The 17,724-nt window shown below is 63.8% G+C and carries 15 protein-coding genes; 11 read left to right on the plus strand and 4 right to left on the minus strand.

Annotated features, from left to right (window positions below; all coding sequences use genetic code 11):
• The first annotated feature begins 200 nt into the window (after positions 1-200).
• On the plus strand, positions 201-1,505 hold the full coding sequence (locus IPJ87_13330) for an aminopeptidase P family protein (GenBank protein MBK7942832.1): 1,305 nt from the start codon (positions 201-203) through the stop codon (positions 1,503-1,505).
• Positions 1,506-1,657: 152 nt separating this feature from the next.
• Here IPJ87_13330 and IPJ87_13335 read toward each other — a convergent pair whose 3' ends face one another.
• Entirely contained in the window at positions 1,658-3,445 is a 1,788-nt protein-coding gene (locus IPJ87_13335; protein ID MBK7942833.1) for a T9SS type A sorting domain-containing protein, read from the minus strand.
• Between the two features lie 288 nt (positions 3,446-3,733).
• On the opposite strand from IPJ87_13335, the gene IPJ87_13340 reads away from it, so the two are divergent.
• On the plus strand, positions 3,734-4,066 hold the full coding sequence (locus IPJ87_13340) for a hypothetical protein (protein ID MBK7942834.1): 333 nt from the start codon (positions 3,734-3,736) through the stop codon (positions 4,064-4,066).
• A 65-nt stretch (positions 4,067-4,131) separates the two neighbouring features.
• Here the strand turns inward: IPJ87_13340 and IPJ87_13345 are convergent, their stop codons facing one another.
• Together IPJ87_13345 and IPJ87_13350 are read right to left on the minus strand one after the other, a co-directional pair.
• Complete coding sequence (locus IPJ87_13345; protein MBK7942835.1) at positions 4,132-4,308, minus strand: hypothetical protein; 177 nt, start codon at positions 4,306-4,308, stop codon at positions 4,132-4,134.
• Positions 4,308-4,571 carry a hypothetical protein gene (locus IPJ87_13350; protein MBK7942836.1) on the minus strand — a complete coding sequence of 88 codons (264 nt, stop codon included), beginning with the start codon at positions 4,569-4,571 and terminating at the stop codon, positions 4,308-4,310. Before IPJ87_13350 ends, IPJ87_13345 begins: the two co-directional genes overlap by 1 nt.
• A gap of 315 nt (positions 4,572-4,886) precedes the next feature.
• Here IPJ87_13350 and IPJ87_13355 point away from each other — a divergent pair, with 315 nt between their 5' ends.
• The 6 genes from IPJ87_13355 to IPJ87_13380 all read left to right on the plus strand — a co-directional run bounded on the left by IPJ87_13355 (position 4,887) and on the right by IPJ87_13380 (position 13,296).
• Positions 4,887-5,660 (plus strand): response regulator transcription factor, encoded by a 774-nt coding sequence (locus tag IPJ87_13355; protein MBK7942837.1) that lies wholly within the window; start codon positions 4,887-4,889, stop codon positions 5,658-5,660.
• 110 nt (positions 5,661-5,770) lie between these two features.
• Positions 5,771-6,523 (plus strand): response regulator transcription factor, encoded by a 753-nt coding sequence (locus IPJ87_13360; GenBank protein MBK7942838.1) that lies wholly within the window; start codon positions 5,771-5,773, stop codon positions 6,521-6,523.
• The gene (locus IPJ87_13365) at positions 6,523-9,555 is read left to right on the plus strand and encodes a histidine kinase (protein ID MBK7942839.1); all 3,033 of its coding nucleotides are present in this window, start codon (positions 6,523-6,525) and stop codon (positions 9,553-9,555) included. The genes IPJ87_13360 and IPJ87_13365 overlap by 1 nt, the downstream gene beginning before the upstream one ends.
• On the plus strand, positions 9,555-9,866 hold the full coding sequence (locus IPJ87_13370) for a hypothetical protein (GenBank protein MBK7942840.1): 312 nt from the start codon (positions 9,555-9,557) through the stop codon (positions 9,864-9,866). Before IPJ87_13365 ends, IPJ87_13370 begins: the two co-directional genes overlap by 1 nt.
• A gap of 157 nt (positions 9,867-10,023) precedes the next feature.
• A complete protein-coding gene (locus tag IPJ87_13375) occupies positions 10,024-11,583 on the plus strand; it encodes a hypothetical protein (protein ID MBK7942841.1) in 1,560 nt (519 codons plus the stop codon).
• 120 nt (positions 11,584-11,703) lie between these two features.
• Complete coding sequence (locus IPJ87_13380) at positions 11,704-13,296, plus strand: T9SS type A sorting domain-containing protein (protein ID MBK7942842.1); 1,593 nt, start codon at positions 11,704-11,706, stop codon at positions 13,294-13,296.
• Position 13,297: 1 nt separating this feature from the next.
• Here IPJ87_13380 and thiL read toward each other — a convergent pair whose 3' ends face one another.
• Positions 13,298-14,341, minus strand: a complete 1,044-nt coding sequence (gene thiL / locus IPJ87_13385; GenBank protein ID MBK7942843.1) for a thiamine-phosphate kinase — start codon at positions 14,339-14,341, stop codon at positions 13,298-13,300.
• A gap of 139 nt (positions 14,342-14,480) precedes the next feature.
• Here thiL and IPJ87_13390 point away from each other — a divergent pair, with 139 nt between their 5' ends.
• The 3 genes from IPJ87_13390 (at position 14,481) to IPJ87_13400 (ending at position 17,719) form a co-directional block, all read left to right on the plus strand.
• Positions 14,481-14,807: an iron-sulfur cluster assembly accessory protein gene (locus IPJ87_13390; protein MBK7942844.1), complete on the plus strand. Its 327-nt coding sequence runs from the start codon at positions 14,481-14,483 to the stop codon at positions 14,805-14,807.
• 121 nt (positions 14,808-14,928) lie between these two features.
• Positions 14,929-16,377, plus strand: a complete 1,449-nt coding sequence (gene sufB, locus IPJ87_13395) for a Fe-S cluster assembly protein SufB (protein MBK7942845.1) — start codon at positions 14,929-14,931, stop codon at positions 16,375-16,377.
• A gap of 274 nt (positions 16,378-16,651) precedes the next feature.
• Positions 16,652-17,719 carry a hypothetical protein gene (locus IPJ87_13400; GenBank protein ID MBK7942846.1) on the plus strand — a complete coding sequence of 356 codons (1,068 nt, stop codon included), beginning with the start codon at positions 16,652-16,654 and terminating at the stop codon, positions 17,717-17,719.
• Positions 17,720-17,724 lie beyond the last annotated feature (5 nt).

A 17,724-nucleotide genomic window follows, 5' to 3' on the forward strand; every position in this document is an offset into this window, starting at 1 on the left:
GGCATTTCGCGTTAGGGACAGAAGTGGAAAGCCCGGAGCCGTCTTCGGCGAGGACTTGGAACGCATGGCCCGACGGCGAGTCTTCGAGCCGGAACGCCCTAATACTAGACACAAGTCTCAAGTTCCAAGTCACAAGGCCGCTACACCTTGTTGCGTGAGCCTGCTCCTTGTGTCTTGAGTCTTGATCCTACCTTCGCCCTATGCGTTACACCCCGCTCTCAGCATCAACCTACCGCGAGCACCGCGCCCGCTTCCGCCAGCACCTGGAGAAAGGCGGCCTGGCCATCTTCCACAGCAACGATATCATGCCCACGAGCGCCGATGGGCACATGCCGTTCAAGCAGGCCAGCGACATCTTCTACCTCAGCGGAATGGACCAGGAGGAGACGATCCTGCTGCTCTTCCCCGATGCGGTGGACCCGAAGGACCGCGAGATCCTCTTCGTGCGCGAAACGAGCGAGCTGATCGCGATCTGGGAAGGCGCCAAATTCTCGCAGAAGGAAGCGAGCGAGTTGAGCGGCATCGCGACCGTACTGTGGACCACAAGCTACGAGGCGACGATCAAGCGCTTGGTGCCGCAGTGCGAGCACCTGGTCCTGAACAGCAACGAGCACCTGCGCCAGGGGAACGAGGTGGAGACGCGCGAGGAGCGCAAGAACAAGGAGACGCGCGCGCAATTCCCGCTGCACAGCGTGAAGCGCAGCGCACCGATCATGCACCGCATCCGCAGCCGCAAGACGAAGGAGGAAGTGGCGCAGATCCAGCGTGCGATCGCGATCACGGGCAAGGCCTTCGAGCGCGTGTGCGGTTTCGTGAAACCCGGTGTGAAGGAGTATGAGATCGAGGCGGAGATCACGCACGAGTTCGTTCGCAACGGTTCGCGCGGGCATGCCTACACGCCCATCATCGCCAGCGGCTACAACGCCTGCGTGCTGCACTACATCACCAATGACATGGTGTGCAATGATGGCGATGTGATCCTGATGGACTTCGGCTGTGAGTACGGCGGCTACGCGAGCGACCTGACGCGTTGCATTCCCGTGAACGGCCGCTTCACCGACCGCCAGCGCGCGGTGTACAACGCGGTGCTGCGGGTGAAGAACGAGGCCACCCAACTGCTGCGCCCCGGCACCCTGCTGGCCGACTACCACAAGGAAGTGGGGAAGATCATGGAGCGCGAGCTGATCGGCCTGGGCCTGCTCGACAAGACCGACGTGGCCAAGCAGGATCCCGAGCGGCCGTTGTACAAGAAGTACTTCATGCACGGCACAAGTCACTTCCTGGGCCTCGACGTGCACGACGTCGGCCTCTGGAACGAAATGATCCAGCCGGACATGGTCTTCACCGTGGAGCCGGGCATCTACATCCGCGAGGAGAAGCTGGGCATCCGCTTGGAGAACGACATCCTCGTGACCCGCGATAACCCGATCGACCTCTTCGCAGAGATCCCCGTGGAGGCGGAGGCGGTGGAGGAGCTGATGAGCCGGAAGAAGGCGTTCGCGTAGGCTTCGGACCTGGATCAAGCGGATGCTTCGTGCGCATTGTGCGGGGACTCCCCATGACGAGGGCGATCCAGCCTCCACCGGGTGTGGGAGCAGGAAGCAAGCAGCAGCCCCGGACCGAGGTCCGGGGCTGCCTGCGATCGCTGCATGCGCGCCTACTGCTTCACGAACCGGCCCGTGTGCCGGGCGCGAGGGGTCGTGACCACGCAGGTATATACTCCTGCTGCGAGGGATCCAATGCCGATCCGTTCCGAGCCGGAGGTGACGCGCTGCTCCTGCGCGATGCGTCCGAACGCATCATGGATGGTGAGGCGGGCGCCGATCAGTTCGGGGGATGCCCGTAATTCCACCATGGAGCCCGCCGGCACTGGAAAAAGCTCCAGGTCGTGCTGCACCGGAGGCGCCTCGGCCAGACCCACGGTGGAGGCCAGGCAGGGCACATCGGTGGCGAGACCATCGCAGAACCCGTTCGCCGAGGCGAAGGCCCGGATGCTGTCCACCCGGGCCTGAAGGGCCTCCACGCTGCTGAACAGCCCCCCCGGGCTGGCACCGGCATGGATGAAGGCCAGCACGATGCGATGAACGGCGCCCGGTTGCAGGGTGATAGGGCCCATGGATCCCATGCCGCGGCGATCGAACGGGGCATTGCCGGCCGTCACTTCATTCCAGGCCGGCTGTGGTACACCGTCCGTGCCCAGCCCCAAGGGGTCGGAATCACCCGGATAGACGAAGCGGGCGGGGATGGTGCCCCCATACCCATTGCCACCATAGGTCAACGGCAGGCCATCCCTCCAGAACCCGCGCATCAAGTTGTGGTATTCCGCACAGGTCGTGGGGTCCCCGGTCGCACCACCGGAGTTCTCGAAGCGCATGAAGTGACCCAGGCCGTGGCGTTCGTTGTCGATGATCCCGTCCCCGGACCCGAACCCATTGAACGCCACCAGGGCGGAGTCCTGCACGTGGTCCGTTCCGTCGGGATCGCAGTGCAACCCGCAGAGGACCGAGACACCGAAGGCCGGCGGTTGAGGGCCGTAGCCCAGGTGGCCATTGCACGGCTCATCAAGAGCATCCCCGTTGTACACATACCAGAGGCTTCGCCCTACGTCACAGCCCAGATAGTCGTCATCCGCACAACCCAGATCAAGGTCCGTGAAGAGCCCCAGGTGGAAGTCGGAGAGCGTGAGCGTGCCGCGGTTGATGATGCGATACTGCACGAACACGGTATTGGCCAGCGCCGCATCGGGACCGGAATAGGCGAATGCCGTGGTCTGCACTTCCACACCCACAGGCAGGCACCCGGATTCCGTATGAGGGGCCAGCTTCTCGTTGAAGATGAAGTACAGGGCCCCATCGCCGGGGCTGCAGGGTGCATCGCAGTCGGACAGGGCATAGGCCCCGTCGCCATTGGCATCCAGGAAGGGTGCCAAGACGTAGGCCTGGCCGGCCTGCACATCACCATGGGCGGGCCAATCGGTGAAGTCCTGGGGGATCTGGTAGCCGGGGTACACGACGGCCTCGTCGCATCCGGGATCGTTCACGCATGCGCAGTAGGCCTGATACAGACCGACATCGGCCGAGGTCACTTTCCATACCCGGTCGTACTGGGCGGACACGGTCGAGGTGATGCTGGCCGACCCATCCGTGGTCAACGGACCCGGGAACCAATCCGAACCGACCTGACCGAAGCGAACAGCGGCACCCCGTAGCTGGTTGCCCGCGTCGTACCCGCCCATCCAGAGGTGGGCGGCAAAGAGGGCGTGCACACCGCTGCCCGCGGGCACTTCAAAGTTCGGTTGGCCGATCCCAGGGGACAGCCCGATCATGCCGTCGGCGTGGAAGCGGGCGTGGATGTTGTTGACGTCGAGCACGGCGAAGCCCTGGCCAAGGATCACCTCCGGCAGAAAGGCCAGCGCAGCGCAACAGAGTGAATGAGGGGTTCTCATGCGCAAGGTGCCACGGATGGTACCGCAGCTCCACCTAAACTACCGCCGGGTCCGCGCGGCCGTCGTGCCCTACAAGGAACGGTCGGCGGGGCCGAACGAATGACCAGCGTGATATACCGGTCCGGCAGGGACGGAACGATCACGGGACGCTCCCTCTGGACCGGGATCACAGATACAAGCATAGGCACACCATGCGCCAGGCACACTGCCCGTGAACGTTCGAATGGAGGAGGCGTCCGGCGGGACGGATGCGGTGAAGGCGCTGATGAATGCGAAGAAGGTGGTGGCGTGAGCGCTCCGGCTTCGGCCCAGCAACGCATCGTCCGTATCCTCGGCCGCACGCTGCAGGTGCTGCACGTGGTGCTCCTGCTGTTCCTCGTGTACCAGATCGTGGCAGCCCATACCGTGCCTTCCCAAAGTGAGTGGCTCACTGCCGATGCATTTGTGCCCGGTATGATCCTCGGGATCCTGCTCTACGCCTTCTGCTTCCTGGTCACGCAATGGGTGATCATGTTCGCTCGCCACCGCCTGGCCGCGCTGAGGTTGGTCCCCATCGCCGCGCCGACGCTCGCTCCTTACGCGCTGCTCCTGCTGGAGTCCATCCGCACGATGGGAACCTGAGCGCGGCACGTTACCGGCGTCATCCGGTCCGGCCTGCGCCGACCGGCGAATCAATGGCTGAACGATCAGCCGCCCTCCTCGGGTGCCGAGGGCAGCAGGATGAAGACGACCTCGACCGGTCCACCGATCGTGGTGTCGCTCTGGAAGGGGACATGGGCCATACCGTTGCGATCGATGCGCAACACATTGCCCACGATGGTGAGGGCCCGGTAGACGGGGATGAGGGCGGGAACGGCGGGCATCAGACGGCGCGTCGCAGGTGGATCGGCCTCACCGTGCTGACGTCGCCATCAAGCACCATCAGGAAGTACTCCTCGCCGTCCAGGTCGGTGATGCGCACCCGGGTGACGGGACCACTGACATCGCCCGTCTTCACGATGCGACCGCTGGGGTCCACGATGTCGAACAGGGCGTCCTGGGAAGCGGGATCATAGTCGAACATCAGCAGGCGCTCGAGCTGGTCGATGCGCACGCGGATCTCGTGGGGGGCGGTGTGCTGGGCCATGGGCCGGTTCTTCGCGCCGTTGTACGCCACGACCGGCCAATGGGTTCCCGAAGAGCGCCGGAGGGCCGGCCCGCCACCCGGCGGACCGACCCTCCACACCAAAACCTGACATGAGCACTGCGCGGTTCAACTGCCCTGGTCCGAGAAGATCCAGAGCCTGCTGTTGGAGTTCGTGGAAGCCATGGCAACAAGGGGTTTGCGTTCGATCGGGACCCCAACCTACAGCGCTCCTCGCCCGATCGACAGCCCGAACCGGGCAACGGTGGCCACGGAGTGGAGAACGGTCGCTCCGGTGGCACCGCTATTTTCGCCGTCATGGGGTCGCGGCAGGTGCGGGCATTGATCGTGGACGACGAGGAGCCGGCCCGGGAGAACCTCCGGTTGATGCTCGAGGACCTCTGCCCGGAGGTGGTGGTGGCGGGAACGGCCGATGGACCGGCGAAGGCGCGCGAACGCATCGCGGAGCTGGACCCCGACCTGCTCTTCCTGGACATCCGCATGCCCAGCGGCACGGAGGGTCTCGACCTACTGGCCGAGCTCCGCGACCTGCGTGCGCTCGTCATCTTCGTCACCGCCTTCAAGGACTACGCGCTGCAGGCCTTCCACACCCATGCGGTGGACTACCTGTTGAAGCCGATCGACCCCGATGAGCTGCGCACGGCGATGATGAAGGCCCTCGCGCGGGTGCGCGAGCAGCATGAACGACCGGCAGAGGCCCAGGCATACCGCGAGCGGTTGAACGACGCAGTGCGTGAGGCCGCCCTGCCCGCAGGCCGGATCGTGATCGACCACGCCAAAGGCTTCAAGCTCTTCGACCCACGCACCATCAGCCACCTGGAGGCCGAGGGCAACTGCACGCAGCTGCACTTCAGCGATGGCACGCGCTACCTGGACACCCGCACCCTGCGCGTGTACGAGCAGCTGTTGGACCCGGCCCAGTTCCTGCGTGTGCACCGTTCACACATCGTGAACCTGGAGCACCTGCGCGAGTACCTGCGCGACGACGGCCATTGGGCCGTGCTCCGCGACGGACGACGGGTGCCGATCGCACGCGAGCGCGTGGCCGAGTTCCTCGACCGGGTCCGCTGACGGTCCACACGACCGGGATGACGGTCCGCTCGATCGCACGCACCGGTCAGGCGAAAGGCCCGAAAGCCACCGCGGACCGCCCTAGCTTGAGCCCACCAAACCCATCGGCCATGCGTGTACTGATCGTGGACGACGAACCCGACGCCCGGGAGAACCTGCGGATGATGCTGGAGGAGCACTGCCCCGATCTGATCGTGGTGGGCTCGGCCGGAAGCGCCCAGGAGGCGCGCGAGCTGATCGCGATGGAACATCCTCAGGCGCTGTTCCTGGACATCAAGATGCCGGGTGAGGATGGTTTCGCCCTGCTTCGCTCCCTGCAAGGCCAGGAGCTGCCAGTGGTCTTCACCACCGCTTACGACGAATATGCGCTGCAGGCCTTCAGGGAGAACGCCCTCGACTACCTGGAGAAACCGATCGACGTGGAGGAGCTCAAGCGGGCGTCTTCGAAGCTTCGTCGAATGACGTCGGATCCCACGGCCGCACCGCAACAGACCGGGGCCATCGCGGCGTTGCTGCTCGACCCCGCATCACCCTTGAGCAAGCGCATGGCCGTGCCCGGACGCGATGGGCTCACCCTGCTGAAACACGAGGATATCCTCTACCTGGAAGCCAGCGACAGCTACACCACCATCCATACCCGCGACGGCAAGCGGCAGATCAGCAGCAAGCACATCCGGGTGTTCGAGAACAACCTCGACCCGAAGCGCTTCTTCCGCGTCCACAAATCGTACATCATCAACCTGGAGCACCTGCGCGCCTTCAGCCGCGGTGAGGGCAACATGGCCGTGCTGGACAACGGGGCGATGATCCCCGTATCGCGCCGCAAGATGCCTGACTTCCTCGCCCTGATCCCCACCTTCTGATGCGGTGCACGGGCTGGCTGCTTGGCCTGCTGCTCGGGTCCGCGGGCCTGCTGAAGGCGCAGCAGTTCGGGTTCATCCATTACACCACGCGGGACGGCCTCGCCCAGAGCCAGGTGCGCACGATCGCACAGGACGGGCAGGGCTTCCTGTGGATCGGTACGCTGGGCGGGGTCAGCCGCTTCGATGGCAGCGGTTTCCGCAACCACGCGCTGCGTCAAGGGTTGCCGGACGCGCAGGTCAACGCCCTGTTGCCCCGTTCGGACGGTTCGATGTGGTGCGGCACCGGTGGAGGGCTCGTCAGCTTCCGGAACGGGATGGAGGTGGCCCCCATCCCGCTGCCCGGCCTGGATCGACCACGCATCACCGCCCTGGCCACTGACGCGAATGGGCGTGTGCTCATCGGCGTGGAGGATGTTGGGGTCCTGGTACACAAGGACGGACTGATCAGTGTGCTTGAGGGATTCCCCACCGACACCGCAGGCACGGTACGTTCACTCCTCTGCCTGGCGGACGGCACCGTATACATCGGCCTGCGCAACGGTCTCCTGCGCTGCGCCGATGGCCGGTGTTCGGCCGTGACCCTGGGAAGCGAGGACCGCTCCAACGTGAGCAGCATGGCCGTGGGCACCGATGGCACCTTGTGGGTGGCCACCTTCGGCCAGGGGGTCTTCGCACTGCGTCCGAACGGCACCGTGGAGGAGATCGATGAGACCGACGGCCTGTTGCAGAACAACGTGCGCAGCGTGACGGTCGATCGACAGGGCCGCGTGTGGCTGGCCAGCAAGTTCGGCGTCAACATCATCGACGGCGGACGCATCCGTGCGCTCACGGTGAACCAAGGGATGCCGAACGACAACATCTGGTGCGTATCGGTGGATGACCACGGCGACCTGTGGTTGGGGACGGACGGGGCGGGCATCCTGCGATGGACCGGCGACCGCTTTGTCACCTACACCCAACGCGATGGCCTGTGCAGCGATCAGGTGATGTGCCTGGTGGCCGATAGCGCGAACGACCTGTGGCTGGGCACCTACGGCAACGGCATCTGCCGGATGGACGGCATGGCGTTGGTGAGCACCCTGGACGGCCTGCCGAACAACACGGTCTGGACCGGACTGCGCCGCCGGGACAACAGCCTGTGGTTCGGCACCAGTGACGGATTGTGCAGGCTGCGCAATGGTGTGGTGGTGCCGTTGCCGGATAGCTTGTCGCTGCGTGATGAGCGTGTGGTGGCCCTGCACGAGGATGCAGATGGCACGCTGTGGTGCGGCGCACGCGAAGGGCTCTTCTCGATCCGCGAGGGCCGGCTGCAACGTGAACCCGGCCCGCCTGGCACACAGCTACGTTCGATCCGGGACCTGCATCGCGACCGCGAAGGACGGCTGTGGGCGGCCCATGAGGTCGGAGTGGCCCGTTGGAGCACGAACGGATGGACCACCTGGACCGCAGGCCAGGAGCTTCCCACAGGCGCGGTGTACAGCCTGGCGGAGGACCACAGCGGACGCGTCTGGGCCGGTACCGCCGACGGGCTGGTGTGCTTCACCGGATCGGGTCCCCGTGTGCTCCGGCTCGCCGCGGACTTCGGGTCCAACTACATCGACCTGGTGCGGGTCTCGGCCGACGGGCGGCTCTGGGTGGGCACCAACAATGGCCTTTTCCAGGTCGGACCGGACAGTCTGCTCAACAACGGGAGCGGGGTGACGCACTACACCACCAGTGATGGGCTCCTCAGCCTGGAGTGCAACCTGAACGCATCGCACCTCGACACCAAGGGGCGGTTGCTCTTCGGCACTTCACGCGGCCTGGTGGTGCACCTGCCGGCTGTCGAGCACACCCCGACGGCGGAGGTCATCCCGCTCCACATCACCGGGCTGCGCTGGTTCCTTCGCCCTTCCGGCTGGGAGGGCCGGTCCGCAGGGACCGACACGCTTACAGGACTTCCCACAGGACTCCTGCTCCCCTACGAACGCAACCACCTCACGTTCGATTATGCCGGCATCAGCCTGAGCGCGCCAGAGCAGGTGGTCTACCGCTATCGTCTACTGGGCCATGACAATGACTGGTTGCCGGAAACGGACGTGCGCTCTGCGAGCTTCAGCAATCTACCGCATGGGCACTACGTGTTCCAGGTGATGGCCAAGGGGCGCAATGGCCTGTGGAGCGCGCCGAAGGAATATGCCTTCGATGTACAACCCCCGTTCTGGGCCCGTTGGTGGTTCTTCGCGCTCACCGGGGCCGTGGTGATCGGTTCGGTGGGCGGTGTGGCCCGGTACCGGTCATTGCAGCGCCGTCGCCAGGAACGCACCCGCCAGTTGATGCTGCGCTCGCGGATGCTCCAACTTGAACAGCAGGCGCTGAACGCGAACATGAACCGGCACTTCATCTTCAACGCCCTCAACAGCATCCAGTATCACATCAACAAGCAGGACCGGGCCACGGCCAACCGCTACCTCACGAGCTTCGCCAAGCTCATCCGCAAGAACCTGGACGCCAGCCAGAGCGATACCACCAGTCTGGCCGAGGAGCTCGAACGGCTGGAGCTGTATCTCGTTCTGGAGCACATGCGCTTCAAGGACCGGTTCCGCTATGTGCTGACGGTGGAGCCCGGGGTGGACACGCTCCACGTTCGGCTGCCGGCCATGATGTTGCAGCCCTACGTGGAGAACAGCATCTGGCACGGCATCCTGCCCACCGAGCGCCAGGGCCAGGTCACCATCCGGGTTTCGCCGGGCGGGCCCGGCCGTGTACGGGTCACGATCGCGGACGACGGGCTGGGCATCGAGCAGAGCAAGGCCCGCAAACAGGACGGGGACCACATCTCCAGGGGGATCGAGATCACCAAGGGGCGGGCCGATGTGCTGCGGAACCTGCAGGTGACCGACATCCGGATCACGGGACCCGAGCAGGTGCAGGGGCCTGATGGTAAGGTCCACGGCACCCAGGTCACGATCGACCTGCCCGGCAACGGTCCATCACCCCGTCCCGAAACCGATTTGCGATCGGGTCCTGGGCACCCTATCTTTGGAACCTGATGGTCCGGAACCTCATCGCCTGCCTGTTGATGGTCGTTGCGCTCGCCGCGTGCACCAAGGAGCAGGTCATGCCCACGGGCCAACTCACCCAGGGCGAGGACAAGCGCATGCAGGAGGAGCCGAGCGGCAGCATGGCCGGAGCCGCTGCGGCGGGAAAAGGAGAGCCTGAAGGTCAGGGCGCCATCGTTCGGTCCGGTGATCTGGACGAACAGGGTGGCGGAGGGGATGACGGCGACATCTCCGATGACGGGGATGAGGATGCCGATGGCGAGCGGAACAAGAAGAAGAACAACGGAACGACCGGCAACTGACCGTTCGGACCGCGAATGATCGACGCCCTGGCCTGGTCCAGGGCGTTGTCGTTCCGGGCCGATACTGCCGGTGCCCGAAGCAGGCAGGCCGTTCCTCGCGGCCGGGCACCCTGGGCGATGGATGCCCTCTAGCTTTCCATTGTTCACCCCCATCACCATGTCCAGGAAAGCATCCGATCAGGTCCACCGGCTGATCCGCTCCATGGACGCGGCCGAGAAGCGGTACTTCAAGCTCTATGCGGGGCGGCACCTGATCCAGGGGCAGAGCAACCATCTGCTCCTGTTCAGCGCCATCGCCGCGATGGAGGAATACGATGAGGAGGCGCTCTTGCGGCGATTCAAGGGGCGCGGGTTCACTGCGCGCTTCGCCATCGCCAAGCAGCGCCTGCACAACACCATCCTGGAGAGCCTCTCGGCCTATCACGCCCATTCCTCCGTGGACGCCAGGCTCCGCCGCCGCATGCACGAGGTGGAGGTCCTTTACCAGCGTGCGCTGTACGTGGATGCTGAACGGCACCTGGCAGGTGTGGAGCGCCTTGCCGCCAAGCATGAGAAGTTCCACGTCCTCGCCGAGGTCCACGTGTGGCAGCGCCGCCTGCTTGAGCGGACGCACTACCAAGGCGTGACCGCGGCCACGCTCGATGACCAGCGCCAGCGGGCCGCACGGCTGCTTGCACGGATGACGGAGCTCGACGCGCTGTGGGACCTGAAAAGCGAAGTGTATCTGACGCTTTATGGGGAAGGTCAGGCCCGGAGCACGGCGCAAGTGGAGCGGGTGCGGGCGATCATGGCGCGTCCGGGCCGTCCGCTGGTGGATGCCCATGGCTCGGCCCAGGCACGCTACCTGCACCACCATCTGGAGGCCGTGGCCGGCTTCGCCACCGGCGACCTTGAGGCCAGCCGCGCACACCTCCTTGCGAACCGGGACCTGCTCGAGGCCGAGCGGCACACCTTTATCGACGAACCCTGCCGTTTGCTGGCGGTCTTGAGCAACCTGGCGTACGTCTGCACGCGCATCGGACGCTTCGACGAGGCAAATGAGCACCTCCGCGCCTATCGCCTGGCCCCCGCCGCCTGGCGCATGCCGGAGACCGAGGATCTGGAGATGAAGCTCTTCGCCACGGGAACCTCCCTGGAGCTCAGCATCCATTGCGCCAGCGGGGAGTTCGAGCACGCACTCGCGATGGTTCCCACCGTGGAGCGCGGTCTGGAGCGGCACGGTGAGGCGCTGGGGGCGTTGCGGCGCGCCGGGTGCATGTTCCAGGTGGCCGTCGCCCACTTCGGAGGAGGCCGCCCGACGGAGGCCCTGCGGTGGTGCCATCGCCTGCTGAACGAGACCCACCAGGACCAAGGTGGCATCGTGTCCTATGCGCGGTTGCTCGAGCTGATGCTCCGGCTGGAGACCGATGACAAGGAGCTGCTTCCCTATGCCCTGCGGAACACGGAGCGTTACCTGAAAGGCCGTGCACGCACCCATCGGTTCGAACAGGTCTTCCTACGCCTGGTCCGCGACCTGCTCAAGCCGTTGGAACCACGTCACCAACGCGCGGCCTTCCAGCGCTTTCACGACGATCTCGCGCAGCTCGCAGGCGAGCCGTTGGAACAGCCTGCCTTCGAGCATCTGGACCCGTTGACCTGGGCGGAGAGCCATCTGACGGGGAAGGCCTATGGTGGGCTCGTGCGGGAGCGCGCACGGGAGAAGAACAAGGCGGCCTGATGCCGGAGCGCCACCGGCGCATCCGCCCTTGCTCCAGATCCGCGAGCCTGGGCGTACGGGTCCCATATGCATGGGCAACCTTCATACAGGCTTGCCGGTCATCCAATGGATCCCGTACCCATGAGAGCACCGTCCATCCTCGGCCTCCAGGCCGCACTCCTCGCCCTATCCGCATCGGCCCAACAGCCGGACTGGCTCGTGAGCTGGCCGGTGAACTGGAACCTGAACCCGAGCATGCCCCGGCACGTGCTCGCCTCCTCACCCGGCGGTCAACTGATGACCGCGCGCCTCGATGGAGCGGTGCAGAGCTTCGGCATGGACGTGTTCGGCAGTGTGGTGGTGCATGGGCTGGACCCCGGCATCGGGCAGCCGCTCTGGTCCTGTGGGCTGTTCCCCAACGCCACGGCTGACCGCGGCGCGGTCGATGACGGGGGCAACGTGTACGTGGCGGGGCGGTTCATGGATGATATGGCTTTGTGTGATGGGTCCATCCTCGGGCATACGGGAACCGGTCTTGATGTGGACCTCTTCCTGATGAAGTTCGACCCCTCCGGCATGCTGATCTGGAAGCGGAACATCTCGGTCGACCAGCCGGACGCCACCATGATGGCCGCCCTGGCGATCGACCCGAACGGCGACCTCTGGTACGCCACCAGCGATTTCATCCTGACCCGCATCAACCGGGTGGACGCTGCGGGCAACGATGCGGAGCAGCGCCTGATCGACGGGGGCAAGACCATCGGCGGCATGAGCTTCGACCCGTGGGGCGGCCTGTATGTGAGCGGGGGTACCGACAACGGCGGGTTCGCGTTCGGTGGCCTCACCCCGACATTGCCCATCAACGAGCCCTACCTCATGTTCCTGTGCCGCTTCAAGCCCGATGGCGCTGGTGACTGGGTGCAGTTCGCACACGATGTCACCTTCCAGTTCCCCGTGGTGGAGGCCGATGCCTTCGGGCACGCCTATGTCGCCGGCAGCATCCTGGACGCAACCGTTTGGGGCGGTCTTCCGGTGAACGGTGCCGAATGGGTCTCGGCGATGTTCCTGGCCAAAGCGGACAGTACCGGCCAGTTCCTCTGGACCGTGGAGAGCGATACGGCAGGCGGTCCCATCACCGGCGACGTGGAAGCCGGTGTGCGTGGCTGTCTGGCCGTGGACGGCGCTGGTAACCCATACCTCACAGGGTCCGTGCGCGGACAGGTGGACTGGGGCAATGGCGTGGTGAGCGATGCCATCAGCCTGGGCCTGCATGCACAGACCATCGTGGCCTTCGACGCCAACGGCCTTCCGCAATGGGTCGCCAACAGTCAGTCCACGGGAACACTGACCACGCAAACGATCACTGGCACCACGAACGGCACCCTCTACTTCAGCGACCATACGCACGATGTGTTCGGTTTTCCGCCCCACCAAGCGGGATCAAGTGGCGCACAGTCCTGCATCCTGGGCCGCATCAGCAACACATCCACCGGTGTACCGGATCTGAACGGGACCAGGGAGATCACCGCACACCCCTCGCCCTTCACCGACGCGTTCGCCCTTTCACCAAAGCCCAGCGGGCAAAGCGTGGTGCGTGTCTTCGATGCGAACGGCCGCCTGGTGCACAACGGATCCTACCGCACGGGCCTGGGGCAGGATTGGCCGGCAGGACTTTACGCCGTGGAGGTACGCAGCGGTGCAGGGCGCAGCGTGGTGCGCGTGGTGAAGGAGTGAGCTAGTCCTTCTTCAAAAAGGCATCCCAGCCCTGGGCCGTGAGCTCGTGCTCTCCACCCTGCTTGTCCACCAGGCGATAGCCGCTGGTGGCATCGGTCATGTGTCCCACCACGGTGAGGTTCGGGTTGCCCTTGATGGCCTCGAAGTCGGCCTGGCGGATGGTGAAGAGCAGCTCGTAGTCCTCGCCGCCGCTGAGCGCGCACAAGGTGGGATCGAGGTTGAAGTCGCGGGCCGTGTTGTAGGTCGCCGGGTCGATCGGCAGCTTCTCATCGTAGATGCGGACGCCCACCCCGGAGCTCCGGGCGATGTGCAGGGCCTCGCTCGCCAGCCCGTCGCTGATATCGATCATGGCCGTGGGTTTCACGCCGAGCTGCTTGAGCAGTGCGACGATGTCCTTGCGGGCCTCGGGCTTCAATTGGCGCTCCAGGATGTAGTCATGGCCGGCGAGATCGGGTTGGGCACCGGTCTCCGTGAACACCGCCTTCTCCCGCTCCAGCACCTGCAAGCCCATGTAGGCGCCGCCGAGATCGCCGCTCACCACCAGCAGGTCGTGCTCGCCGGCACCGCTACGGTACACCAGTTCTTCAGGAAGTGCGGCGCCGATGGCCGTCACCGCGATCACCAGTCCGCTTCGGCTGCTGGAGGTGTCGCCGCCCACCAGGTCAACGCCGTACTGCCGGCAAGCCATCAGCATGCCTTCATACAGCTCATCAACAGCCTCCACCGGGAAGCGGTTGCTAAGCGCCAGCGCCACGGTCACCTGCCTCGGCTCCGCGTTCATGGCATACACGTCGCTCAGGTTCACCACGATGGCCTTGTAGCCTAAGTGCTTCAGCGGCATGTAGGCCAGATCGAAGTGCACCCCCTCCACCAGCATGTCGGTGGTCACCACTTGATGCAGCCCTGATGGGTCGATCACCGCAGCATCATCGCCGATACCCTTCACGGACGAAGGCTGCGTGAGCTGCACCCGGGAGGCCAGGCGGTCGATGAGGCCGAATTCGCCCAGGGCGGAGAGCTCGGTGCGGGTGGTGGTGTCGCTCATGGGTGCGGTACGGGCCCCAAAAGTACCCGCGAACCTGCGGTGCCGTCGGAATGTTCCCTTTGGGCCCTTTGCCAAGCGCAAAGGCCGATCTACCTTTGCTCTGCAACTTGTTTAGACTCAATCTAAATAAGACTCAATCATGATCAAGGTCTCCGAACCCGCCAAGGCCGAAGTCACCAAGCTCCTCAGCATGGAAGGCCGCGGCCCCAACCACTTCGTGCGCGTGGGCGTGAAGGGCGGTGGCTGCAGCGGCCTGATGTACGATCTGATCTTCGATGACCAGATGAAGGAGGGCGACAAGGTCTTCGAGGACAACGGCGTGAAGGTGGTGGTGGATAAGAAGAGCCTCCTCTACCTGTTGGGCACCACCCTCGATTTCAGCGGTGGCCTCAACGGCAAGGGCTTCCAATTCGTGAACCCCAACGCCAGCCGGACCTGTGGGTGCGGGGAGAGTTTCTCGATCTGAGTTCACCACAGAGGCACAGAGAGCACAGAGGAAATCCAAATGACAAAGTCCACACGAGCAGCACGATCGAATAGGGAATTCGCATTCTCTGTGTCCTCCGTGCCTCTGTGGTGAATCATTCATGGCACAGGACACCGACGATATCCTCCGCGAGGTCACCGAAAAGGAATACGCCTACGGTTTCGTCACGGACATCGAGAGCGAGAAGGCGCCCAAGGGCCTGAACGAGGACATCGTGCGCTTCATCAGCGCGAAGAAGAACGAGCCGGAGTGGATGCTGGAGTGGAGGCTCGAAGCCTACCGCCTGTGGCTGAAGATGGAGGAACCCGAATGGGCGCATGTGCACTACCCCAAGATCGACTACCAGAACGCTTACTACTACAGCGCGCCGAAGAAGAAGCCGCAGCTCAACAGCCTCGACGAGGCCGACCCCGAGCTGGTGAAGACCTTCGAGAAGCTGGGCATTTCGCTCGAAGAGCAGAAGCGGTTGGTGGGCGTGGCGGTGGATGTGGTGTTCGATAGCGTGAGCGTGAAGACCACCTTCCGCGAAACACTGAAGGAGAAGGGCATCATCTTCTGCAGCTTCAGCGATGCTGTGCAGGAGCACCCCGACCTGATCAAGAAGTACCTCGGCAGTGTGGTGCCGCGTACAGACAACTACTTCGCTGCGCTCAACAGCGCGGTCTTCAGCGACGGCAGCTTTTGCTACATCCCGCCGGGCGTGCGCTGTCCCATGGAGCTCAGCACCTACTTCCGCATCAACGAGGCCATGACCGGCCAGTTCGAGCGCACCTTGCTGATCGCCGATGAGGGCGCGTACGTGAGCTACCTCGAAGGCTGCACCGCACCGATCCGCGACGAGCACCAACTGCACGCCGCCGTGGTGGAACTGGTGGCCTTGAAGGACGCGGAGATCAAGTACAGCACCGTCCAGAACTGGTACCCCGGCGACAAGGAGGGCAAGGGCGGCATCTACAACTTCGTCACCAAGCGCGGCCTCTGCCTGGGCGAGCGCAGCAAGATCAGCTGGACGCAGGTGGAGACCGGCAGCGCCATCACCTGGAAGTATCCCAGCTGCGTGCTGAAGGGCGACAATAGCATCGGCGAGTTCTACAGCGTGGCAGTGACCAACAACCGCCAGCAGGCCGACACCGGCACCAAGATGGTCCACATCGGCAAGGGCACGAAAAGCACGATCATCAGCAAGGGCATCAGCGCCGGCCTCAGCAACAACAGCTACAGGGGCCTGGTGAAGATCGGCCGGGGCGCGAAGGGCGCGCGCAACTTCAGCCAGTGCGATTCACTGCTGCTCGGCGACCGCTGTGGTGCGCACACCTTCCCTTACATCGAAAGCGAGAACCAGAGCGCGATGGTGGAGCACGAGGCCACCACGAGCAAGATCGGCGAGGACCAGATCTTCTACCTCAACCAGCGGGGCATCGAGACGGAGAAGGCGGTCTCGCTGATAGTAAACGGCTATTGCAAGGAAGTCCTGAATCAGCTTCCCATGGAGTTCGCGGTCGAAGCGCAGAAGCTCTTGGCGGTAAGCCTTGAAGGATCTGTAGGATAGGGAGTTGGGCGTGCCCCCGTCCCAAATGCGGCCGGGGTCGCGTGCTGCGCTGTAGTTGCCTTGGTTCAGCGGGTATGGCTGCGGCTCCGGTGGCTTCCTTCGGTCGCCTCCTCGCTCGCGCCATGCCTGCGCTTCACCTTCGGCAAGCTGCCGCTTCGCCGGCTCACGCTGGTTCGACAAGAAGTTATCAACCGGATTTGGTATTCCGGAAGGGGGGGGGTATCTCTGCGTGCTGTTGGCTTGTGCGGTTAACGATGGTATCCATTGTAGTGCCATGAAGATTGACGGATTGGTGGTATGGGGCTGCTTGCTGCTGGCGGGGCAGGTGCAGGCACAGGTGGTGAATGATTCGTGCCCTAGTGCGCAGGATCTGGATCTCATCATTTTCAGCCCATCATGCTATGTCTCAGGTTCTCCTGCGCAATTGGTGGTTGATTCCACGGATCTCGCTGTTCCCAATTTCCCTTACCCGTCCCATCCTGGACCGTGTTTCGGTTATTCGGCGGTACCAAATGTGCCCGCCAACGATCGTTGGTACAGGTTCTTGCTATCCAGCAACCATTCTGTGGACTACACATGCACGGCACAGGATTCTCTTCAGTTGAGTTGGTGGCAGGGCTACGACTGCGCATATCTGATACCGCTGGATTGCTCCACCTTGCTTCCAGGCGAGACGATACAACGGTCACGTCCTGGCGCGTATCATCCGGGTATCGACACCCTCTACTTGCAGGTAGCGAGCACATCGGTAAGTTCCAGTGCGCGATATGAGTTGTGTTACAGGGAGGAATGGGGAACGGGCCCGATCACCTATGGTACTACCACGCCAACGCCTGTCCTTTGCTTGGATCATGCGATGAACATCGTCTCCGCCAGTGATGCGTTCACTGCCGATGGACAGGTGCAGGTGACCGTAGTAGCTGGGAATGGGGCATTCAACATCCTATGGGACGATGGCAATACTGACTTTCTGCGCGTTGGCCTGTTGACCGGAAGCTATCCCTACGTGATCGGTGATGCCAACAACTGCCAACTGCACGATACCGCTTTCGTGCAATTCAATGGTTCCACTGGGCTGTCGTCCAATTCATTGAGTGAAGTGGTGGATCTCGCTTGGGATGATGGCTGGCTGTACTGCACTGTTCGAGACCAAGCGTTAGCTGGACGGGTTGTACTGATGGACGCGCTGGGAAGGGTCTTGTTCAGCTCGAACATCACTGTTGGAAGACAGCGCTTGCTCTCTTCTGGATCCATCTCCTCCCCGCTCTGTCTGTTGATCATTACCAAACCGGATGGATCGTTACGGATGGTCCATAGAACTCTCGTTCCAATCACTCCTTGATCCAC

This window comes from Flavobacteriales bacterium (assembly GCA_016713875.1).
In the GTDB taxonomy this organism is placed as follows: Bacteria; Bacteroidota; Bacteroidia; order Flavobacteriales_F; family PHOS-HE28; genus PHOS-HE28.